Source organism: Brucella sp. NBRC 12953, from assembly GCF_040369775.1.
Lineage (GTDB): Bacteria > Pseudomonadota > Alphaproteobacteria > Rhizobiales > Rhizobiaceae > Brucella > Brucella pseudogrignonensis.
This window is the reverse complement of the sequence record NZ_BAABSV010000005.1, coordinates 122,771-142,737: the sequence shown is the minus strand read 5'-3', so window position 1 is coordinate 142,737 and position 19,967 is coordinate 122,771. Positions and strand designations below refer to the sequence as shown.

Here is a 19,967-nt window from a genome sequence, read left to right as displayed (position 1 = left end):
GATCGCCATGCGACATCCGGAATGGGAAAAACGCCTCGTGGCTGTCACGGAGGCGCACATAAACACGCCTTTGGTTTGGGGAAAGTCTGATTGTCTTCTCACCACATCCGACGCAATAGAGGCGGTTACGGGCAGCGATCCTGCTTCTGAAGTGCGCGGTAAATACAAAAGCCGAACCGGCTCTTATCGCCTGATCAAGCAGCGAGGCTTTGCCAGCTTAAGCGCCGTCTTGGCTAATCATTTCGAGGAAACGCCTGTTGCGATGGCGCAGCGCGGCGACGTCGGCATTTTTGAGAAAACTGTTGGCTACTTCTGTGAATACGGCTTCGCGGTGAAAGGCGAGGACGGTTTGCGCTTCCTGCCACGCACAATGGCCGAGAAGGCCTTCAAGGTTTCCTGATGTTTTACATTTTGGCGATTTTATTCGCGCTGCTGGCATCGCCCGCGGCGGCGGACCCTGTTTCTATTGTGACAGGGCTCGTTGGCCTCGGCTCGTGGCTATTCGGCGGTACCGTCCTTGCAAACATTGTGCTTGGCGGGCTTCTGGTCGCTGCAAAATACGCGCTCACGTCGATCTTTCAGCAGACACCTAAGTCTTCGGCCTCTGCCACAGAAACCAAATACGGCGAAAACCTCGTTCGTGAAGTCGGCCTAGGCGTCTTTGGCACGATGGGGCATCACGTCTATCGCAATGCATTCGGTAAAGGCAACCGAATGGTGCAGGACGTGTTCAAGCTTTCTGACTTTCGATGCGTCGAGCTCTTGCGCGTGCAGATGGATGGCGAGTGGAAGAGCTTAACCACTGACGACATTGCATATGGGAGGAAAGTGCTCGGTGTCCACGAAGGCGGCGAAGTCTGGGTTCGCTTCTATCAGGGCACCATGGATCAGGCCGCTGATTATAATCTGGTGGCTGATGCCAATCCGCCTGGACGCTGGACTTCTGCTCATCGTGGGGCTGGTATTTGCTACGTCGTGGTGACGTCACGCATGGAGGCCGATAATCTCACGTCTCCTCCGAGCCTTATGTTCGAAGTGCGCGGCGCTCCATTGTATGACCCGCGCTTCGATACCAGTGTAGGTGGATCGGGGACACAGCGCAGGAATAATCAGGATAGCTGGGCTTTCTCCGATAATCCCGCTGTCATGATGTATAACCTCGAATTGGGCATCTACAACGGGACTGAAAAGATCGTTGGCCGAGGCGTTGCGCAGAGCCGTTTGCCTTTGTCTGAATGGTTCACCGCGATGAATATCTGCGATGAAGTCATGCCAGACGGCAGCAAGCGTTATGCAGCGGCATTGATTGCGTCATCTGGTGACGGCGTTACGCACGAAACCAATATGACGCCATTGCGCGAAGCTTGTGCAGGCTCTTGGATTGAAGGCGTGACAGGTGAGTATCCAATCGTAGGCGCTAATCAGGCCGTTGTTGCGACGATCACTGATGATGACATTGCGTGGGAGAAATCTTTCCAGCTGTCGTTGACGCGCACTCGGACTGAACTCGTCAACACCGTTGCGGCTTCGTATGTCAGTCCAGAATTGTTTTATGAAACTACCTCGCTCACCACGCGCGTTGATGCTGCTGCATTGGCTCAGGATCGCGAGCGACTGGCTTCCAAGGTGGATTACACCGCCGTCACTGATCCGCGTGTAGGCGACCGTCTGGCAGATATTGCTATCCGGGCCTCACGCTATCAGGCTAACGGCAACTTCACCGTTCATCCGAAATTCCTCGGATTGCAGGTTGGTCAATGGGTTCAATGGGTATCAGCGCGCTATAACCGCACGATCAAGTTTCAGGTTCATTCGAAAGCCCTTGGCGCAATGGGCAGCGACAGTGTTCGCGATGTTTCGATCTCGTGGCAGGAGGTTGGAGACGGTATCTTTGATCCGACGGCGTATGCAACAAACCCGCCCGTTCCAACACCAAATGGAAATCCGGATTACCTTGCTGAGGTGCAAAACTTCGCCGCTATTCCTAACCTTGTCGTCGGTGATAATGGCGATGAGCACCCCGGAATACGTCTCCTGTGGGACACAATAGATGACATAACTGTGGCGGGCGTTGATATCCAATATTGGCCTGACAACGACCCGTCACAGGTGTTCTCAGCATTTGTGACAAAGGACGTAACAGTCTTTCAGATTGTCAACGGACTGACGAGTTTAACCGATTGGTGGGTCAGAACAAGGCTCAGAGTGGCTTCGGGGACGCGTCCTGTGGCGTGGTCAGCAGCTGTTAAAGTTCATACACTCAACGCTCAAGGAGATCAGAACCCGATTGATTACGAGGGGCTGGCGGATGACCTGAAAGGCTATCTCGGCTGGATTGGTCCGCAGATGCGCGAAATCATCCGTCAGGCTGAAGAACTCGCAACAACGACATCTGACAACCACAACGCAAATTATGCAGATATCCAGCGTTTAAGCCGTCAGCTTACGAGCACGTTCAGCAATGCGCAGGCGAGCTGGCAAGAAGACATCCTTGTCGCAACTGGTCCAAACAGTGCAATTGGTCAGCAGCTCATCCGCATCAATGCGCAGCTCTGGGATAATACCGGTGCTAGCATATTGCAGCTGTTTCAGGCCAGAGTTGATGGCGTTGAAGATGAGGTTGAAGCTCAGGCAACTGCAATCACCAGCCTGACGACTGTTGTAAACAATGTCAGCGCAAATGCTACGTTCAGAATGGCAAGCTCAGTTGCGCCGTCTGGTTGGAATTCGCGTATCGGAATGCAGGTTGAAGGTGGCACGGTTGGCGACTGGAAGAGCGCGGGGCTTTTTCTGGACGTCAATAGTACACAGGCTCGCATAGCGCTGATGGCTGCACAGATTGTTTTCACCAACGGCACTGAGTTTTTTCACCCCTTCGTCATTCAGAACAACGTCATGTATGGCGAAGGCTTCGTCATGGACTGGGCGAAGATCGTTAATGTCTCGATCGATTGGGCGCAAATTCAGAATGCTGTGATCAACAATCTGATTGTAGGAACCAGCAATCTCGACTTCAATGCTGTGACGGCGACGACTGACACGTCGTATAATATCAACACTTCAGCAAATGACGTTACCCTAAGCTCATTCGTGATCAATAGCCCGCAGGGCAACACGATTTTGCTGGATTGGTTCATCAATGCATCGTTGAGCATTATCGGCGGTTCAACGCAGTCAACGACCACGATCTGGTTGATCAATACCACTACAGGGGCTGTCATTCGACAGTTCAGCTATGGTCTCACCACCGGTCAGAGCACAGCGGTTTCGATCAACACGGCAGCTATTGATAGCAGCGCGGTTCGTGGGAACAATACCTATCAGGTCAGAAAGACCAACAACCAGAGCGGAACGAACTTGAGCGGTTCAGGAAATCTGAAATCGCTCGTCTGGAAACGCTGATCGTCTCAATCAAACAATCTGACTAACCATACCGTGCTTTTGCATGGGGAGGCAAATCTATGGCCGTTTTACCTGATTACATGTCCGGAACGATTACTGTGACACAAGGTGACGTCAATTTTACCGGCACCAATACGCTTTGGCGAACGATGGGATTTCGCGAGGGTGATACTGTTCAATTGCAGGGTTTCACAGCGATCATCAAGGGAACAAGCGAATTCGGCAATCCTATCGACAGCAATGTAGCGGGTCAGTTCGTTGAGCCTTGGCCGGGGCAGAGTGGAACATTCGCGTACCGCATGCGCTTTCTTCCAGATGGTGCGAGGCTTGCAGGCAAGTCCACAAACCTGATTGAACTTCTCGGTAACGGCGTCCTGGCAAATCTTGCTGAACTTGGCGTCGAGGATGGCAAGGTTCCCGTTGGCAATGCAGTTGGTCAGTATGAGCTGAAGCCGACATCAGGCTTCGGCATCCAAGACCCTACCGGCAGCCTTGGGAAGCTTGCAGCCTTAACGCTGGCAGCAAACAAAATTCTGAATACTGATGCGTCTGGCAGCCTTACGCAATCGGATATTACGGCTGCCGCGTTAGCTGTTCTGGCGCTCACTGGCGGAGCGAATAAGTTCCCATATTTCACAGCAGAGAATGCAGCCGCTCTTGCGGATTTGACTGCGCAAGCCAGAACGATGCTTGCCAGCACTACGCCTGCGGTGACCTCATTGGGATATTCCCCCGCAAACAGGGCGGGCGACACGTTCAGCGGCCCGATATCCACGAACGTTCCAGCATCGGATTGGCAGTTTAAAACCACCTTCACCGTTACTCTTGCAAATCTAGCGGGATACAATTTTGAGACCGGGAACGGGATGGCTATCGTTTCCGAAACTCAGTCTTTTGGAGCAACTGCAATTTATATCCTTGGAGGAGGAACTGCACGATTGGTATCTCAGACTGGCACGATATTTGGAGAGAGTAGTAACAGTAATATATTTATGACCCATATCGGCAATGATGTATACGGAATAGGAAATGTTACTGGGCAGACGATTACACTTCAAATGATGAACTTCAAAACGAGATATGTCTAATGATTGACGCCGCTAATCTGACTCGTGTCGATGGAAAAGATAACCAATGGGTTGATGAAAGAGGCCAACTGTATGTTGGGAGAGTAGGGCAAACTCTGGTGGATTTTGTTGCAGAGATGAACTCCCCCGTCATAGGACTTCCCAAGATAACGATCTTGGCGACTGTAACTTTTTGGGAACGTCTCACCGAGGATGAGGCCAATCAGGTAAATGAAGCCATGGCAACACAGCCCATGCGCACACAGCGCATATTCGCCACGGCAAACACCTTCCGCTCAGATCATGAACTCTGGCCAATTATTAAAACAATGGCGACGGAGCTGTTTGGAGAGCACCGCGCCGCTATTCTAATGTCTTAACAAGGTGTTCTGCAAATTATGAGAACGTGTCTCATATATTCGTTTTTGGCTGCAGTATGCGAAATCGTTGCAACAAAGACATCAAACTACCGCGTTTTCTCGATGGCTCTGTTGAGTTCTGGTCGGGCAAAACCGCCTCTATTGTTGGTGCTAGGTGAGGTTCATAGTAATTCCATCGAACATTCTTTTTAATTATGCGAGCTGGATTGCCTGCGATAAGGCACCTTTTATCCTCGAAGGGCCTTGTTATGACACTGTTGGCGCCAATAATACAGCCGTCTGGGATAGTGGTATCTTTCAGGATGGTCGTCTTACATCCTACCCAAACGTCATCACCTATCGTTAGACTTGTAGCCTTGTTGATAACATGCCCCGTATCATCATAAATAGCGTGATAATCGGAGGCCATAACTGTTATGTCCCAGCTAAAGAGGCAGCGCTCGCCAATCTTAATATACGTGCCATCCTCAACTACGCGGAAATGTCCGCCACCAGAGAAACCTGCACCAATAGTGATCGACCTTTCGTGGCCAGGCGGGGCGAAATGGAATAAAGAGTGATAGATTGGGTTCTTAGAAAGCTCGATATTTAGAGTATTATTGTTACCGGAAATATTTAGATTGCATCCTACAAACGTCTGACCTTTTGCAATTCTCAGACGGTTACCTGCGCCTGAAACCTCAATATGCATTCCTTCAACGGCTCCAGATACCATTTCCTCAAATGTTTCTGAACCGTCGTCATTTGTAAAAATTACCAAGTTATCGCTGTTACAGTTCATCATCCCCTCCAATGATGAGTTAGGTTAGACGCTACAGCTCACATCTACAAGTATTTCCCGCAATCATCCCGTGATGCGGTACTAGCAGTGGCCAAGCTGATCGCCGGTCTGGTCTCCAAGTTAACCTGCGCTCCACACTCTTACCCCCGCTCTCGAATAAAGAAAACGTCGGAAGGTTTGAAATTTGGCTAGGGACGTCCGCCGCCTTTGTGGGTGCCGTTGCTTAATATTACAATTGCAGACGTTGATAGCTTATGGCTGGGATAGTCAAAGGTTTAAGTCAGGTTTAAATACGCAGCCTTTTTGAGAAATCGCTTAGCAACATAGAAACATTCTTTCTTCGATAGAGGGCTGTTTTCTCAATGAGGTGCCAGCTCAGGAAGGATACACCAACGGTTGATAGAAAAGCCGCTGCCATAGATGCCCAGAACCCTACTACAAAGATGATCATCGTCTGCTGAATCGGGAAGGCATAAATATAGACGCCATAACTCGCGTCACCTATTTTACTGAATTTGGAAACTATGGGAGACATACACGCAATTAAAAACGAGACCCACAAGAGCCCGATGCCAATCAGCCTTTCGAGCGGGAATACAAGAATAAATAATGCGGCTAAGCACAACGATGTAATCGCGAAAGTTAAACGATTTGCAGATATTGATGGCCAAAAATGCGCAATCAGTGCCCCTGATAGAAAGTGAAATCCGTTGGATAACAAATACTCATTATTGAGATGGAATGTACCTAGATGATATATTCGGTTGGGTTGAAAATAATAGTAAAATACAAAAGAACATAGCAGAAATATAATTGCGAAAGGCACTATTTTCCTAGGTAGTAGGAAGACGCCGAACATAACGATATACATGAAGAATTCATACTGAAGTGTCCATAACGATCCGTTGACGCCTCTGTTCGGCCTATCATCAAATATTCCATTTATGAAATAAGACGGTTCAGAAACAAAAGAAAATGAATCTCTCTGAATATAATATAGGTGTGATGAAAAGTTTGAAAAGTTGTCGAAAATAAGCATCAAAAAAAACGATGTGATTACGACAGCCACAATCAATCCCGGAGCAAGCCTTAAAATTCTTGATGTGAAATAAAAGAAGAAATTGTTCGATCGGTTTAGAGATCCGTACATTAAGAATCCGCTGATAGCGAAGAACGCGAACACAGCGAAGTTTCCGACTGAAATATCGAGAAGTGGGAATTTCGGTTCAATAAAGCCGGAAAGTGCAAAATGGTGAGAAAATAATACTCCAGATGACAGAACGAAGCGCATAGCATCCAAGCTATTTTGATGGCCGCTGTTCCCCATATTTTCTGCCTTCAGAGTAATGCCCTTCGAAGGGTTATACCACCCCGCAAATAATGGCAAGCAATGCGCTGGCCACACTTGAGGTGGTTTTCTCACGCCAAAAGAAAAACCCGACCGGCCGCTTGCGGACAGAGCCACGCAGTTCGCCAGTCGCGTCTAGATGTAGAGCTGCGCCAGTCGAGTTTACACTCACCGCAGATTGAAGAAAACCCCGGCAGGCGGGCAGCCATGAACCGGGGTTACTCACTGGTGCAACTCGAGCAATGCTTCGATCCGGTGAATAACCTCGATTTAGTGTCCGATATCTCAGCGTCAAGGGCTGAAAAAATTGTCTTTTGCAACTCGGTTAGCTTGATTAGATTGGGATAAGAGTTGAAGTTTTCCTCGAAAATGGAGAGTTGTTGGGTGGCGTCACTTACTGACCAGAATGGGAAACTAGCCATCTTCATCAAATCGTTGAAGGGAGGCGGTGCCGAAAGATCAACTGTGAATCTTGCTAATGCTCTTGCTGCGTCGGGCGTCGATGTCGATCTTTTGGTAGTCGACGGAAAAGGCGCTTTTCATGATCTGGTTTCCGATAAAGTCAATCTTATCAGGCTACGCCAAGCCTCCTTCGTCCAAACAATGCGTAGTCTGTGGCGCTATCCGATGGACTTATTATACCTGCTGCGACTAATCGTTATTCCCAGCTCACCAAAGCCCGCAGCTGCCGTGCCAGCTTTGGCTGATTATCTTCGCAATACTCGGCCTCGAGCGCTACTGACTGCTCTAGATTATGGTAACATCGCAGCGGTCGTTGCACGAACGGTATCAGATGTCGATACACGCATCATTATAGGCCAACGAAACCAATTGAGTGAGGGTTATACCGGGCGTGCAAAATGGCGTCAGAAACACATAGCCCCGACGCTAAGGTATTTTTTTGAACGGGCCGATGCAATCGTTTCTGTTTCAAAGGGCGTTTCTAAAGATTTAGGCGAAGCTTTAAAGTTACCTGATCATCAGCTTCATGCCGTTTACAATGCTGTATACAATTCGACACTTGAAGAACAATCATTGGAGGACATGCAGCATGTTTGGTTTAACAATAAGGAAATCCCCGTAATTATCGCGGTAGGGAAGTTGAAGCCCCAAAAGGATTTTGAAACACTAATTAAAGCATTTGCAAAAGTCCGAACCAAAATCAAAGCTCGTCTGATCATCTTGGGCGAAGGTCCAATGCTCTCAGATCTCAACCTATTGGTAGAGAAGTTAAATATCACAGATGATGTTATATTTGAGGGCTTCGTTCAAAATCCGTTTAAGTACATGCGCAACGCTGATTTATTTGTTCTGTCCTCTAAGTATGAGGGGCTGCCTGGTGTTTTAGTCCAAGCTCTCGCCTGTGGTTGCCCTGTCGTGAGCACGGACTGTCCGAGCGGACCAAGAGAAATTCTTGAGAACGGAAAGTACGGTCCCCTTGTTCCGGTTGCAGATGTGAATGCCTTAGCAACTGCAATCATGGAACAACTTCAGACCCGGCACGATCCTGAATTTCTGCGAACACGAGGACGGAGCTTCTCTGAAAAAGAGGCCGTGCGAGGCTACCTAAGGGTGTTATTCGGAAACTAGGCATTGAGCGCAAGTCCATGAACTTCTACTTTGGGGTAGAAAAATAAAACCCCAGCTCGTGGGTATCGTACCGAGCCGGGGCTTTGCGTACAGCCTGTCTGCGGTGACGTCGATACGCATCAGTATCTTCTCACAAATGCGTGCCAATGCAATGTACGGTAGCGTACAGAGAGGCGATAGTTTCAATCTCGCTGTACCCACAAAATCACGAGACATAATAGGCCGAACCCTGCCATCGATATTGCCAAAGCCATATTGATAACGCTGATCCAGTCCATGATCCCCTCCTGATACAAAAGACGATGCTACAGTTTGCAGTTGAAGTGCACAAGTCGTGCAACGAACTGAGCAGAAGCCGCGAGTTCATCACCGGTCAATAAAAAAGCCCCGACGAGACGGATCAAGTCGGAGCTTTGCGCTCAGCAGTATTTGGCAGACCGTCTTTGCGCCACCTCATCATCTCATAAATCCACGCCTAATCAATGTACGACACCGTACAGAAGGGCGCATTTCCTGCCGAGGGCCGCACCAAAACTGCGTTTCATCCGCATATACAATCCCAAGGACAATCAAATGAACAAAACAACGTTCTTCGCGTATGCGAGGCGCGCGCCTTTTGGCGGCCGTTTGAGCCAGGCTCAGGTTGATGGCACATCGTCTATCTTGGCCGAAGCCGAGCGCCGCAATCTACTCGACGAGCAGACCGCTTATATTCTTGCAACCGTGTTTCATGAGACTGGCGGCAAGATGCAGCCGGTTGTTGAGAATCTCAACTACACCAGTGCGGCGCAAATTCGGAAGACATGGCCGAAACGTTTCTCGTCAATTGCTGCGGCCCAGCCATATGTTCGCCAGCCTCAAAAGCTCGCTAACAAGGTCTATGGCGGTCGCATGGGTAACGACAGCGTCAATGACGGCTGGACTTATCGCGGACGAGGCCTGCCTCAGATCACTGGCGAGGAGAATTACAAGAAGTTCGGCATTGCCGATACACCAGAGAAGGCGCTGGAGTTAGCCACTGCAGTCCGCATCCTCTTTGAAGGCATGGTGTTGGGCAAGTTCACAGGCCGCAAGCTCGCGGATTATTTCGGCAAGGGCAAAGCAGATCCTGAAGGCGCGCGTGTCATCGTCAACGGCACCGATAAGGCAACGCTGATTGCTGGTTATTATCGCAACTTCCTCGATAGCTTGACCGCAGCGCGAGAAATGAAAGCTGCGTCTGTTGATGACGCGAAGCCTGACGATGTGCCGTTGCTCAAGGATAAGACGGTGCAGACCATTGTCGCAGCTGGTGGCGGTACGTTTTTGACCGGCCTTATCAGTGCTGTGTCGAACCCGTGGGCATTCCTAACCGTTGCCTTGATCGTGGTTGCCTTGGGTGGAGGTTTCTGGCTTTGGCATACGGGCCGGCTTGAGCTGAAGAGGGTCGCGGCGTGACGTGGCTTGCAATCATAAAGGCACGCATGACAGGCTACGCCGTGGCAATCGCTGCGGCGCTTGCTGTCCTTGTCAGCGCTTATCTCAAAGGACGGTCTGACAGCAAATCAGCCCAGACCGCGCGCGACGCGCAATCTGCAACAAAAGCACGGAAGATAGAAAATGAAATCAGCCGTCTTGATGACAGCGCTGTTGACGCTCGGCTTGCTAAGTGGATGCGCGACAAGCGGTAACTATTGCAACGTGGCGCGGGCGATCTATGCCAGCCATGACGACACGTCAGAAACCAAGCGCCAGATCCTGGCAGAGAACGAGAAAATGGAAAAGCTATGCGGGGCACGGCCTTGAGGTCAGTTGCCCAAAGGCTCAGTCACTCCCGGGGTTTGCTCTTTCGGCATGAACGCCCGTCTTTCTTCGTATTTCACGATGAAGACTATAGCTGCCAGTGCAACAATCACCGGCACCGCGATGCATAAAACCCGCAAAACCGCACCGAAGATTTCGCCAATCAAACTGTTCGATACCTGTCTCATGCCGCAATCATATCAGCAAAGACCTTAAGCGAACACAAAGGGGCACATTAACTATGTTTAATCTAAAGAGAAACGAAGCATGACCGGACCAGAAATCATGGGCGTTGTCGGCTTCATCGTGATGCTGTTCGGCTTTCTGTTTGGCCTTTGGAAGTACGTCGACAGCAAGATCAACGCTGCGAGAAACGAAACGGCCGCCAAAGCCGAAGCAGCCACAGCACTTGCCACGCTCACGCGGCAGGAGCTTTCAGACTATAAGCTGCGTGCTGCAGAAACGTTCGCCACAAAGGCCGGGATGCAAGAGCAAACCTCGCAGATCATGCGCGCAATCGAAAGCGTTGCGAACCGCATCGATGGACTGACCGAGCGCATGGATCGTGTGTTTGAGCAGAAGACTACGCGGGCGAGGGGATAGGGAGTAACGCGACAGGAATTGATGAGTTCGCGTAATGGATCAACATTAGCTAGGTAAAAAACATCGTGCAGCAACTTCCCGCCAGATCAAAAAAACAAGCTATTGTTTCATCTCGTGTGGATACGTGGTCCTTCTCACTAATGTCGTTTACGTGCCCTCTTCTTTTTTGCCACTGGAGGAACAATAGTTTCTTCATATTCCATCCGAGCTTTCCTGAGGCGCAAGGTCTTTGCAATTCGAGCATCTGTCTCGACCTTTTGAATGGAACGTGAAGTACGATCTATTCTCTCCGCGATCGACTCTTTAACAGATGAGGTTGGCTTGAAGAGTGTCTCTTTTGTGTAGGTTGGTTGCATCTCAAGGGACATAAAAGAATTCCTTTTTGAATAAAAAAGGTCAGGCATTGCCTGACCTCTAAAGTAAACTTCTTTCAACAGTGCCAGTACATCCGTGGTCAAAGGAAAGAAGGATAATATTTATGCAGGCTGGAGGTTGCCAGCCGACAACCTGCCCGACTTGTTGTCGCGTTCCAGATCGTAGCCGATTTTCTGGCCTTCGATGAGTTCGCGCATTCCGGCGCGCTCGACAGCAGATATGTGAACAAACGCATGGAGGCCGCCATTATCAGGCTGAATGAAGCCGAAGCCCTTGGTGGAATCGAACCATTTAACTGTGCCAGTGCTCATAAAGAACCCTCTCATAGCAATAAAGATAGCAGCACGCATTTGCGTGACGCAAAGTGATAACGATTTTTAAAAGGGGGTTCGTTCAGGGCGCGTTGCTAAACGCGCAATAAGCAAAACACATCAAGAAAATATCGATAAATAATGCATAAAGATTTATTTTGATTTTGTCAAATTATATTTATTTTTGTTATTAGAAAGACAATCGTAGTTAGCTTTTTTACATGTATTTATTCGTTAATTATTTTAACAGTTGCGAACGACGATCTTTGAAAGGTCAGGTAGCTGAGGTGTTTGCCAGTCAGAGAATTAGGGACTTGCTGGCGTTATTTCGGCGCAAACCTGTTGACGACCCTTTCACTCCCACCACAATGACAAATTGCGGACCACCAACCCGCAAACCAACCAACACGAGGAGACTGTATGTCCAATGACAGACAGCGGGCGAACACGCGCCTTTCAAACCAAGAACTAGGCCGCCGTGTTGCTGCGTATCAGCAGCACGGCACGATAACGAAGGCCGCTGCAGCTTGTGGCGTTAAGAAGTCCGCGTTTCACGACAGCATCAAGCGCGCGGCCGAGCTTGGCTTGATGGGTCCGAAGGAAACGCTGCCAGGCTATGCAATCAAAAGCCTGACCGAAACGCCTAACGGCACCTACATGCGCCAGGCGAAAGAGGCTGGCCCTGTTTATGAAGCGACTGCCGGTCTAGCGGTCAAAGGCAAGACGACGCTCGTTAACAGCGAAGGCCGCATCGTCACTCAACACATCATGGAGCGTGCGGACGCCGACCAACAGCGTGCAGCAATCACGGCCATGGTTGAAGCGCTAAAAGAAGATTTGCCGCGCGTTTCGATTATGCCGGCGCCAAAGGGGTGTCGCGAGGATCTGTTGAATCAGTTCACGATCACTGACAACCATTTCGGCATGATGTCGTGGCGCGAAGAAACTGGCAGCGATTACGATCTGCGGATTGCCGAGCAGCTATTGCTTGATTGGTTCTCTGCGGCTGTGGCACAGGCTCCCGACGCTCACACGGCCATTCTGGCGCAGTTGGGCGACCTTATGCATCACGATGCACTTGAAAGCGTCACGCCTGCCCACAAGCATGTTCTGGACGCGGATAGCCGCCTGCAGAAAGTCATTCGCATTGTGATCCGTACGATCCGCCGCATCATCGATATGCTTTTGCAGAAGCACGAGCGCGTTCATGTCGTGATGGCTTCGGGGAATCACGACCCGGCCTCATCCGCATGGCTTCGTGAGATGCTCGCCGTAATGTACGAGAACGAGCCGCGCATCACTGTTGATAATTCACCCAGCCTCTATTACGCCTTCGAGTGGGGCAGCACGATGCTGGCCTATCACCACGGGCATAAGCGCGGTGTCGCAAATATCGAGGGCACGATTGCAGGCATGTTTCGCGGGATGTTCGGTCGCTCACTACAAGCCTACGTGCATATAGGTCACAGACACAGCGACGATGCCAGAAAAGGCACGCTGATGTATGTCGAGCAGCATGAAACGCTCGCGGCACCAGACGCTTATGCAGCTGGCGGCGGGTGGCTGTCAGGCCGATCAGCAAAGCGAATAACCTATAGCAAGCAGTTCGGTGAAGTCGGTCGCGACATTCTCCGTCCTGAGATGGTCGCGGGTAAGTATGCGGCGGCGAATGATAATGCGGAAAGTCAAAGGGCTGCAGCCTAACTGTCAGCCCTTTTGGGACGCTAGATAGTCTGCAACGGCCGCTCGAATTTCAGTTTCAAGTTGGTTGGTTTGTGCCAAGATTTCTTTCATGGCTAAATCCTTATTGTCGATGAAAGGGGAATGCATTGTTCCGTCCAATGGTGGAGCTATCGGGCCATATTCCACGACCACTTTCTTTCCGGAGAACTGCACAGTGATGGATGCTGAGTTCCCAATGTACTTGGCATCTAATATTTGCATATCGGCCTCCCTGATTGTTTGTCCACTGTAGGCTTGGAAACCGCATCCAGACAATACCAACCCCACGCCGCCCACCAAGCGGCGTAACACCACAACACGAGGAGAGAATATGCTTGAAGAAGCAGAAGACAAAGCTGCGCGTGCAGCTGTTGAAGGTCGGCAGTTAAGAACAGGGGTTATAAGGTGCCCGCCAAAACCTTATAACGTCAACCGCCAACCACTCATCATCATCGAAACGCCGTATAGCGGCGACGTGGAAGCCAACACCGCATATGCACGGTATTGCCTCTTAGACAGCCTAAGGCGTGGCGAGGCGCCGATTGCCAGCCATTTGCTGCACACGCAAGTGTTTGACGATATGCGGCCCGATGAACGATCGTTGGGCATTGAGGCCGGTCTTGCCTGGTATCGCGTGGCAACGAAATGCGTTGTTTACGCTGATCGTGGTATCAGCGGCGGAATGAAGATGGGTATCGATCGAGCGATGCAGCACGATGTGCCAGTTGAGTACCGAAGCATTGAAAATAGAGAAGCGGCGTGATGGGCGAAAATATTGCAGCGATTAAACTTGAGCGTCACATCGAGGAGAGAATTGCAGCAGCCGTCCTTGCAGAAAGGCAGCGATGTGCTGCGATAGCGATCTGCGTATTCGACGATGAGGATGCGTGGTCGGATATACATAGAATTGCAGGAGGCATTATTGCCGAAGCCATTATTGAAGGAGACACAGCATGAACCAATTCCATGTTGGGCAAAAAGTGGTCTGCATCGATTCAGTCGTTGGCTTTGAGCAATACCTCGAGGTGAAGGAAGGCCAGATTTACGAGATAGAGTGGATCGGACCTTTTGAGCATTATATTCATGGCTCTTACATCGGCGTACGCCTCAAGGGCGTAGATCGCGGAACTTGCCCGCAGTTTGGTTATGAAAACCCGCCTTTTGCAGCACGGCGCTTCCGGCCGCTCGTTGAAGATAAGCTTTCAGCGTTGCGCGGATTGCTTGCTGGCGGGCCTATGACTGAGAAGTTCGAAGAGCCAAAGCGTAAGGTGGGGGAGGGTGTATGAGTAGCTGGCAGAGAATGGAAACTGCGCCTTTAGATGGGACTGAGGTCGATCTGTGGACGAACTTTGGGCGCATAACCGCCTGCGCATTCAATTACCATCATTGGCTTAATGGCGCGCCCGTGGGTGAAAAGGGCTGGTTCGATGAGCGCTTTGACGGTGGAATGCCACCAGTACCAACTCATTGGATGCTGCCGCCAGCGCCGCCGGAGGACGTATGATGGGAATAATTGCACCAACCGGCAAGATTATGGATGGACATAATAGTCGCGTCGGCAACATCCCTGTATATGCTGCACAGCCCATCAAATCCGACGGCGGTTCTACCAGCTATTACGAGCTGCCCGACGGCGCGAGCGAACTCAATGATCTTATTGAGCACAAAGGCATGTCCTTTGCGCTCGGGAACATCTTTAAGGCTTGCTATCGTTTTGGTGAGAAGGACGCGGCCAGCCGCCTTTACGATCTGAATAAGATCATATTCTTCGCTGAGAGATTGAAGGCGCTCGAACTGAGCGCCAAAAATCGGACGGCTATAATTACAACCTAAGTTGTTTTAACCACACGTTAACCTTGATAGCATTTACTAAGTTGGCTGGCTGATCCAATCCGTACCGATCCCTCCCGCCAGCGAAAACCCAAAAAACCCGCTCAGATCATTCACTGGGCGGGTTTTTCGTATCCGTGAAATAAAATAACCCTACCGAGGCGGGGTCAGCTTAACCAGGTTACTTTTTCGGTGGGCCAACGCGATCGAGCAACTTGTAAACGATCTCAGCACAGTCGCTCGTTGACTCATCCTCAGAGCATTTCACATCTACCTTGAAGCCCTTATCCTCAACGCGAATGTGTGCTGACTTTTCGGGAGGAGGCGGACCTCTGTGTGGCGGAGGTGGTGGTGGCGTGCCCGGCGCTTCTGCAGATGGAGGTGCCGGTGGCTTAGGCGGCTCCTGCGCTAGTGCAGAGCTTGAAATCATAGCGAGTGCAGCGGCAGCAATCAGGACGATCTTCATTGCATTACTCCTAGGGGTGTTTGCGCAAGAGAAACATGCGGACGAGCCTTAGGTTCCTAGGCAAATTGATCATATTTTTATGATTGCTGTCTGCAATGAAAAGCCCCGGCACGTCTCCCAACGTCACGGGGCTGCGCATGCGCTTGGACCCAGCTTCCTGACGCGATGCGCGGCAAGATTTTATCAAAATGAATTTTTGTTGAAAAGTGTGTTTTAGCACTGTTGGGCCATACCACAGATGCAATACCTAAATAAAAATGAACCCCGCTTTGACGGGGTTTTGGTTTCAGGCGTTTCGTTATTCCATGTCAGGGATCTCGCCAAACTGAAAAATAATGGCTGGAGGGCCATATTCACCAATATCTGGATCTGCTTCCCGGCTCCAAGCGACAATCCCCGAATGCTTTCCTTCCAGGCTAGTCGCCGCTTTCATTGCGCGGCCTTCGGTCTCAAACGACATTGGATCGAATGCAGGAACGAGCTCACCGTCATCATTCTTATCAAAGGCAGCAACCACGATCAGTCGCGCATTAGCCATTCAGGTCACTTCCCGTTGGTGTCTTTGTCGAGGTCGGAATTATCGCGGTTCGACGTCCCACCTGCTTTTTTCGAACCTTTGGCTTTACCTGTTTTTGGTTCTACTGGGCGGACAGGGGTGTTCGTAAACTTAATTGCCATGAGTCTTTCTAATTCGTCTCCGCTTCGGATGTTCCCATAATGTTCTCATTTTGATTGAGAGTCAATCACCGTTATCATGGTTGAGGTATATGTGCCTGAGTGACTATTTGCTCGGATCGGTTTGCTCCTATCAATCCAGTCAAAACAGAGAAGTTTGTTCGTCCTTATTGTCATTGCTTGGCGTCAGGTCGATCAAGTCTGCATCTGGTAGTGGCTTTTGCATTTCCTTCGCTTCATCCCATGGCGCACGCAACCACGCGTCGATCTCCTCGGTCGTGCGTAGGATTACCGGCATCGCTTTCGGGTGAATAGGTTTGACCACGGCGTTAGGTTCGGTGGTTAGGAAGGCAAAGATATCAACTTCGACCGGCCCTTCTTTTTTCTTCCGCACGCCCTTCCAAATCGTCCAGATGCCAGCAAAGGCAAAAAGCGGCTTCGCCTCGTTTAGAGCGAACCAGTGCAGAGGCTTGCGTTTGGTCTTTGGATCGGGTTCTTGCCCATATTCGGAGAAGGATGTGGCAGGTACAACGCAACGGCTTTCCACGCCCTGCCACCGCCGCCAATGCGGAGAGGTGAGGTTACGTATGTTCGTCACGCCGCTGTCAGCTTCACCCTTAACGTACATAGGTGGCGTCGGCATTCCCCAACGAAGATGTGCAAGCTCGTGCTCACCATCTGCCAAGTTGCGCAGGACCGGGGCTGGGTAGTCTGGATAGACATCTAACTGCGGATCGACGCGGTTCGTCACATCTCCGAACTTCGGAAACAGACGGCGCATGGCTTCATGTGTCGTAGTGAGGTTGTAAAGATTGCACATGCGCTCCTCCTGATCTGATTAGGATAGGGCGCCTTTCATTTCCGTCCAGCTAGCGCGTCTTCGCCTTGCTGCTTGTGTTCGTAGCAGAACCACAACTGCCCAAACTTGGTTTTGTATCCGTAGGTGCCCCAAGCTTCGCATCCGTCCGCGTCACACCAATGCTCAAACCTTTTACTGCTTGTTCCAGCGACACCGCTTTCAGATTTATAGCCGGACATATCTACCTCGGCGCTCTAGAAACAACGAATTCGCTTTGCCCTTTTACAGTGCAAGCTCTGCATCTAAGTTTCCATTGCTGAGTTTTGAGAAACTCATTGGGCCCAATTTTTCGGCAAATTTCACCAATGTTCAAGTCTCGAACATGACCGCATCTAGCGCAAAGGCCGCAAAGGACAGCCCAAGGTTCCAAGTCGGCGATGCAAGTGAACTCGCCAATTTTCTCATAAGACGTAGGCCTGGGCATGTTGATTACCGAACGACAACTCGTTCCCAATTACCATCACCGAATGGCTTGCCGCCGTGACGCCCCATGAAGACGCTCATTCGCCTTTCCGATGGAAAACTGAATACGCAGAAGTCGATACCCGACTTGCGTGCCATGCGGTGAGGTAAGCGAGCGCCAAGCCGGCCGGCATCTCTGTGAACTTCACGACGAGCGCATTTCAGTGCGTACGCTTCTGGAAGAGCAACTTGGAACGTTTTCATCACGCGGCCCTTTTGAAAGAACTGCCACGCTGGCCGTGGGTGAGAGCAAGGCGCGAAAGCTCAATTTCACGCGCTAGGAAATCTCGGTCTTTTAAAAGCGCTTCAATGGACGCGCGAACGTCGCCCTTGTGGTAGGCTAATACCAGATCTATCTCAGCGTCGTAGTTTCCCGAAACTCCATTCATGGCGCTCTCCATCGTTGAATTGCCACCCGTCAATGTTCTTGTTATGTTCTCTTTTTTGTGAGATGTCAATAATCCTGGTTAGATTGCAGCCGTGTGTGCCATGCGGTATCATGTGACGCGATTATCAGGAGATCATTTTGGCTAAAATTAAGAAGCGTTCGTGGGAAAACTCGAGCGGAAAACACGAAGCGTGGCAGTTGGATTTCACTGACAGGCATGGGAAGCGTCATCGAGAACAGTATGCAAAGAAACGCGAAGCCGAAGCTCGTCTTTCTGACCTTGTGAGTGCGACAGGTGCCGCGACATACAAAGAAGCAGCTCAAAAGACGACAGTTGCTGATATCTGTCGCGATTACTATGAAGAGATGGAGAAGCGTAATAAGCGCGGTGAAAGCGTTGTTCAGTCGTATCTCCGCACCACAAAGCAGCACATCGATAATTGGATTGATCCAAAAGACGAAAGTACTGTTGGTTTCAGCAAAGGGATCGGAACCAAAACGCTGTCGGAACTGACAACGGCGGACGTTATCAAGCTCAGAAATGAAATGCGGGATGCGTCAGCCGGCGTTGTCACGACACGGCGTGTTCTCGGAACGCTGAGTCGTATTCTGAAACATGGCGTTGAGACGGATAAGGTGGGGGTCAATGTCGCCAAAGGTGTTCGAGTTATTGGCAAGCGCGATGAGGCTGGAGATAAGGTAACGCCACCTTCAAAGGCAGCTCTCGCTAAGATCCTTAAAAAGGCTGATGACAAATTAGCGCTACGAATCAGGTTCGCTGCTTCATCAGGCCTGCGAGCTTCTGAGCAATGGGCGCTACGTTGGGTGCATCTCGATCTGAAAAAAGGCTTCGTCTCGGTCGAAACGCGTGTGGATGCGTACGGTGAATTCGACACAACGAAATCATCCGCTGGTCGTCGCACTGTCCCAATCGGGAAGGCGATGCTTGAGCAGTTAAAAGCTTGGAAGGGTGAAACGAAGCACAGCGCGCCTGACGACTTCGTTTTCACTGACAGCAAGGGCGGCTTTGTACGTCATACCAATTTTATGAAGCGCGATTGGAAGCCGACGATCGAGCTGGCAAAGGTTGAAGATATCGGCTGGCACGCTCTTCGTCACTTCGCTATTTCGACTTGGATTGAGGCTGGCCTTTCACCCAAAGCGGTGCAGACATTGGCCGGTCATGCGAGCTACGCAATCACTATGAATCGCTATGGCCATCTGTTTCCTTCGGACGATCATAAAGCCGCGTTCGACAGGATTGCGGAAACACTCGCGTGATGATAGATTGGCACATGAATGACACATGGTGGTTATAAAGCATTGAAAAATAACAATAGATTTACTGACTTTTAATCAGTAGGTCCAGGGTTCGAATCCCTGCGCGCTCACCATTTTCAATGACTTAGCAAACATTAAGACTAGCTGTTTTACCTTTATGTTTTTATTTTAAACTTGTTCGTCAGTTTATTTGCTTAGCTTTACCATCCTTCGAAATATTAGTTGCTACCCCAATCAATGGGTCGCGAGGCTTTGCGATACCGCCATCTGTTAATCTACTTAGATTGCGTATGATTGTTTGGAGAATGATCATGCGCTTAACTTTAAAGCTTTTTATCATTTCAATTATTGCAATTTTGAGCGGTTTTAGCAGCCCTGCTTTCGCAGGAGTGGTGAGTTGCAACATCGTTCCGCTTGAAGGAACAGGTGCTTTGAGCAACACTGTTACTAGGCCTGCTTGGCGCATTAAGCCAGAACTGCCGGCATCGGGAGATTTTCCCTGGTATCCGCCTGCAAAGTCGCCGCAGCTTTATCAGTTTGATTGCTCTGACAATCCCAAGGGTAAACCGTTGTCTGGAGTTTCACCAAACATTCCTGTTCTCCAATTGAACAGGAAATAGCTCAGAGCAAATTCTGGTGCTCGGC

Annotated in this window: 25 protein-coding genes; 16 read left to right on the top strand and 9 right to left on the bottom strand. The window is 50.2% G+C overall.

Annotated features, from left to right (window positions below; all coding sequences use genetic code 11):
* The first annotated feature begins 7 nt into the window (after positions 1-7).
* The 4 genes from ABWV94_RS13580 to ABWV94_RS13565 are packed head-to-tail and all read left to right on the top strand — an operon-like array spanning position 8 to position 4,849.
* Positions 8-400, top strand: coding sequence for a DUF6950 family protein (locus ABWV94_RS13580; protein WP_113499257.1), 393 nt, complete (start codon positions 8-10; stop codon positions 398-400).
* Complete coding sequence (locus ABWV94_RS13575) at positions 400-3,402, top strand: phage tail protein (RefSeq protein WP_113499259.1); 3,003 nt, start codon at positions 400-402, stop codon at positions 3,400-3,402. Before ABWV94_RS13580 ends, ABWV94_RS13575 begins: the two co-directional genes overlap by 1 nt.
* Positions 3,403-3,461: 59 nt before the next feature.
* On the top strand, positions 3,462-4,490 hold the full coding sequence (locus ABWV94_RS13570) for a hypothetical protein (protein WP_113499261.1): 1,029 nt from the start codon (positions 3,462-3,464) through the stop codon (positions 4,488-4,490).
* Positions 4,490-4,849: a hypothetical protein gene (locus ABWV94_RS13565; protein ID WP_353413901.1), complete on the top strand. Its 360-nt coding sequence runs from the start codon at positions 4,490-4,492 to the stop codon at positions 4,847-4,849. The genes ABWV94_RS13570 and ABWV94_RS13565 overlap by 1 nt, the downstream gene beginning before the upstream one ends.
* Before the next feature lie 31 nt (positions 4,850-4,880).
* On the opposite strand, the gene ABWV94_RS13560 is transcribed toward ABWV94_RS13565, so the two are convergent.
* Complete coding sequence (locus ABWV94_RS13560; protein ID WP_353413899.1) at positions 4,881-5,630, bottom strand: acyltransferase; 750 nt, start codon at positions 5,628-5,630, stop codon at positions 4,881-4,883.
* A 286-nt stretch (positions 5,631-5,916) separates the two neighbouring features.
* Entirely contained in the window at positions 5,917-7,095 is a 1,179-nt protein-coding gene (locus ABWV94_RS13555; RefSeq protein ID WP_162761727.1) for an acyltransferase family protein, read from the bottom strand.
* 267 nt (positions 7,096-7,362) lie between these two features.
* Here ABWV94_RS13555 and ABWV94_RS13550 point away from each other — a divergent pair, with 267 nt between their 5' ends.
* The 3 genes from ABWV94_RS13550 (at position 7,363) to ABWV94_RS13540 (ending at position 10,238) form a co-directional block, all read left to right on the top strand.
* Complete coding sequence (locus ABWV94_RS13550) at positions 7,363-8,568, top strand: glycosyltransferase (RefSeq protein ID WP_162761726.1); 1,206 nt, start codon at positions 7,363-7,365, stop codon at positions 8,566-8,568.
* A 573-nt stretch (positions 8,569-9,141) separates the two neighbouring features.
* Positions 9,142-10,005: a chitinase gene (locus ABWV94_RS13545; protein ID WP_113497901.1), complete on the top strand. Its 864-nt coding sequence runs from the start codon at positions 9,142-9,144 to the stop codon at positions 10,003-10,005.
* Positions 10,002-10,238 carry a hypothetical protein gene (locus tag ABWV94_RS13540; RefSeq protein WP_162761725.1) on the top strand — a complete coding sequence of 79 codons (237 nt, stop codon included), beginning with the start codon at positions 10,002-10,004 and terminating at the stop codon, positions 10,236-10,238. The genes ABWV94_RS13545 and ABWV94_RS13540 overlap by 4 nt, the downstream gene beginning before the upstream one ends.
* A gap of 117 nt (positions 10,239-10,355) precedes the next feature.
* Here ABWV94_RS13540 and ABWV94_RS13535 read toward each other — a convergent pair whose 3' ends face one another.
* On the bottom strand, positions 10,356-10,538 hold the full coding sequence (locus tag ABWV94_RS13535; RefSeq protein WP_113497896.1) for a hypothetical protein: 183 nt from the start codon (positions 10,536-10,538) through the stop codon (positions 10,356-10,358).
* A gap of 79 nt (positions 10,539-10,617) precedes the next feature.
* On the opposite strand from ABWV94_RS13535, the gene ABWV94_RS13530 reads away from it, so the two are divergent.
* Positions 10,618-10,953, top strand: a complete 336-nt coding sequence (locus ABWV94_RS13530) for a hypothetical protein (protein WP_113497894.1) — start codon at positions 10,618-10,620, stop codon at positions 10,951-10,953.
* 476 nt (positions 10,954-11,429) lie between these two features.
* On the opposite strand, the gene ABWV94_RS13525 is transcribed toward ABWV94_RS13530, so the two are convergent.
* Positions 11,430-11,639: a cold-shock protein gene (locus ABWV94_RS13525; protein ID WP_113497890.1), complete on the bottom strand. Its 210-nt coding sequence runs from the start codon at positions 11,637-11,639 to the stop codon at positions 11,430-11,432.
* 420 nt (positions 11,640-12,059) lie between these two features.
* Between ABWV94_RS13525 and ABWV94_RS13520 the strand changes: the two genes are divergently transcribed.
* Entirely contained in the window at positions 12,060-13,343 is a 1,284-nt protein-coding gene (locus ABWV94_RS13520) for an oxidoreductase (RefSeq protein ID WP_113497888.1), read from the top strand.
* A gap of 3 nt (positions 13,344-13,346) precedes the next feature.
* On the opposite strand, the gene ABWV94_RS13515 is transcribed toward ABWV94_RS13520, so the two are convergent.
* Positions 13,347-13,583 carry a hypothetical protein gene (locus ABWV94_RS13515; protein WP_007878805.1) on the bottom strand — a complete coding sequence of 79 codons (237 nt, stop codon included), beginning with the start codon at positions 13,581-13,583 and terminating at the stop codon, positions 13,347-13,349.
* Positions 13,584-13,692: 109 nt separating this feature from the next.
* On the opposite strand from ABWV94_RS13515, the gene ABWV94_RS13510 reads away from it, so the two are divergent.
* The 5 genes from ABWV94_RS13510 to ABWV94_RS13490 are packed head-to-tail and all read left to right on the top strand — an operon-like array spanning position 13,693 to position 15,194.
* Positions 13,693-14,124 (top strand): DUF7768 domain-containing protein, encoded by a 432-nt coding sequence (locus ABWV94_RS13510; protein WP_113497886.1) that lies wholly within the window; start codon positions 13,693-13,695, stop codon positions 14,122-14,124.
* Positions 14,124-14,318 (top strand): hypothetical protein, encoded by a 195-nt coding sequence (locus tag ABWV94_RS13505; RefSeq protein WP_113159102.1) that lies wholly within the window; start codon positions 14,124-14,126, stop codon positions 14,316-14,318. Before ABWV94_RS13510 ends, ABWV94_RS13505 begins: the two co-directional genes overlap by 1 nt.
* Entirely contained in the window at positions 14,315-14,647 is a 333-nt protein-coding gene (locus ABWV94_RS13500) for a hypothetical protein (protein ID WP_113497884.1), read from the top strand. The genes ABWV94_RS13505 and ABWV94_RS13500 overlap by 4 nt, the downstream gene beginning before the upstream one ends.
* Positions 14,644-14,865: a hypothetical protein gene (locus ABWV94_RS13495; RefSeq protein WP_113497882.1), complete on the top strand. Its 222-nt coding sequence runs from the start codon at positions 14,644-14,646 to the stop codon at positions 14,863-14,865. Before ABWV94_RS13500 ends, ABWV94_RS13495 begins: the two co-directional genes overlap by 4 nt.
* Positions 14,862-15,194: a hypothetical protein gene (locus ABWV94_RS13490; protein WP_353413893.1), complete on the top strand. Its 333-nt coding sequence runs from the start codon at positions 14,862-14,864 to the stop codon at positions 15,192-15,194. Before ABWV94_RS13495 ends, ABWV94_RS13490 begins: the two co-directional genes overlap by 4 nt.
* A gap of 178 nt (positions 15,195-15,372) precedes the next feature.
* Here ABWV94_RS13490 and ABWV94_RS13485 read toward each other — a convergent pair whose 3' ends face one another.
* The 4 genes from ABWV94_RS13485 to ABWV94_RS13470 all read right to left on the bottom strand — a co-directional run bounded on the left by ABWV94_RS13485 (position 15,373) and on the right by ABWV94_RS13470 (position 18,042).
* The gene (locus ABWV94_RS13485; protein WP_113497880.1) at positions 15,373-15,657 is read right to left on the bottom strand and encodes a hypothetical protein; all 285 of its coding nucleotides are present in this window, start codon (positions 15,655-15,657) and stop codon (positions 15,373-15,375) included.
* 298 nt (positions 15,658-15,955) lie between these two features.
* Positions 15,956-16,195 carry a hypothetical protein gene (locus ABWV94_RS13480; protein ID WP_007878837.1) on the bottom strand — a complete coding sequence of 80 codons (240 nt, stop codon included), beginning with the start codon at positions 16,193-16,195 and terminating at the stop codon, positions 15,956-15,958.
* Between the two features lie 279 nt (positions 16,196-16,474).
* Positions 16,475-17,152, bottom strand: a complete 678-nt coding sequence (locus tag ABWV94_RS13475) for an SOS response-associated peptidase (protein ID WP_113497878.1) — start codon at positions 17,150-17,152, stop codon at positions 16,475-16,477.
* 704 nt (positions 17,153-17,856) lie between these two features.
* Positions 17,857-18,042 (bottom strand): hypothetical protein, encoded by a 186-nt coding sequence (locus ABWV94_RS13470; protein ID WP_007878841.1) that lies wholly within the window; start codon positions 18,040-18,042, stop codon positions 17,857-17,859.
* A gap of 137 nt (positions 18,043-18,179) precedes the next feature.
* Here ABWV94_RS13470 and ABWV94_RS13465 point away from each other — a divergent pair, with 137 nt between their 5' ends.
* Entirely contained in the window at positions 18,180-19,322 is a 1,143-nt protein-coding gene (locus ABWV94_RS13465) for a tyrosine-type recombinase/integrase (RefSeq protein WP_353413890.1), read from the top strand.
* A gap of 311 nt (positions 19,323-19,633) precedes the next feature.
* On the top strand, positions 19,634-19,942 hold the full coding sequence (locus tag ABWV94_RS13460; RefSeq protein WP_162761724.1) for a hypothetical protein: 309 nt from the start codon (positions 19,634-19,636) through the stop codon (positions 19,940-19,942).
* Positions 19,943-19,967 lie beyond the last annotated feature (25 nt).

Bases quoted from the DNA above. Each gene is read 5' to 3' on its own strand.
- ABWV94_RS13570 (WP_113499261.1), top strand. From the start codon at position 3,462: ATGGCCGTTTTACCTGATTACATGTCCGGAACGATTACTGTGACACAA.
- ABWV94_RS13580 (WP_113499257.1), top strand. From the start codon at position 8: ATGCGACATCCGGAATGGGAAAAACGCCTCGTGGCTGTCACGGAGGCG.
- ABWV94_RS13565 (WP_353413901.1), top strand. From the start codon at position 4,490: ATGATTGACGCCGCTAATCTGACTCGTGTCGATGGAAAAGATAACCAA.
- ABWV94_RS13500 (WP_113497884.1), top strand. From the start codon at position 14,315: ATGAACCAATTCCATGTTGGGCAAAAAGTGGTCTGCATCGATTCAGTC.
- ABWV94_RS13475 (WP_113497878.1), bottom strand. From the start codon at position 17,152: ATGTGCAATCTTTACAACCTCACTACGACACATGAAGCCATGCGCCGT.
- ABWV94_RS13560 (WP_353413899.1), bottom strand. From the start codon at position 5,630: ATGAACTGTAACAGCGATAACTTGGTAATTTTTACAAATGACGACGGT.
- ABWV94_RS13470 (WP_007878841.1), bottom strand. From the start codon at position 18,042: ATGAATGGAGTTTCGGGAAACTACGACGCTGAGATAGATCTGGTATTA.
- ABWV94_RS13520 (WP_113497888.1), top strand. From the start codon at position 12,060: ATGTCCAATGACAGACAGCGGGCGAACACGCGCCTTTCAAACCAAGAA.
- ABWV94_RS13495 (WP_113497882.1), top strand. From the start codon at position 14,644: ATGAGTAGCTGGCAGAGAATGGAAACTGCGCCTTTAGATGGGACTGAG.
- ABWV94_RS13480 (WP_007878837.1), bottom strand. From the start codon at position 16,195: ATGGCTAATGCGCGACTGATCGTGGTTGCTGCCTTTGATAAGAATGAT.
- ABWV94_RS13530 (WP_113497894.1), top strand. From the start codon at position 10,618: ATGACCGGACCAGAAATCATGGGCGTTGTCGGCTTCATCGTGATGCTG.
- ABWV94_RS13490 (WP_353413893.1), top strand. From the start codon at position 14,862: ATGATGGGAATAATTGCACCAACCGGCAAGATTATGGATGGACATAAT.
- ABWV94_RS13545 (WP_113497901.1), top strand. From the start codon at position 9,142: ATGAACAAAACAACGTTCTTCGCGTATGCGAGGCGCGCGCCTTTTGGC.
- ABWV94_RS13460 (WP_162761724.1), top strand. From the start codon at position 19,634: ATGCGCTTAACTTTAAAGCTTTTTATCATTTCAATTATTGCAATTTTG.
- ABWV94_RS13505 (WP_113159102.1), top strand. From the start codon at position 14,124: ATGGGCGAAAATATTGCAGCGATTAAACTTGAGCGTCACATCGAGGAG.
- ABWV94_RS13510 (WP_113497886.1), top strand. From the start codon at position 13,693: ATGCTTGAAGAAGCAGAAGACAAAGCTGCGCGTGCAGCTGTTGAAGGT.
- ABWV94_RS13525 (WP_113497890.1), bottom strand. From the start codon at position 11,639: ATGAGCACTGGCACAGTTAAATGGTTCGATTCCACCAAGGGCTTCGGC.
- ABWV94_RS13575 (WP_113499259.1), top strand. From the start codon at position 400: ATGTTTTACATTTTGGCGATTTTATTCGCGCTGCTGGCATCGCCCGCG.
- ABWV94_RS13485 (WP_113497880.1), bottom strand. From the start codon at position 15,657: ATGAAGATCGTCCTGATTGCTGCCGCTGCACTCGCTATGATTTCAAGC.
- ABWV94_RS13515 (WP_007878805.1), bottom strand. From the start codon at position 13,583: ATGCAAATATTAGATGCCAAGTACATTGGGAACTCAGCATCCATCACT.
- ABWV94_RS13535 (WP_113497896.1), bottom strand. From the start codon at position 10,538: ATGAGACAGGTATCGAACAGTTTGATTGGCGAAATCTTCGGTGCGGTT.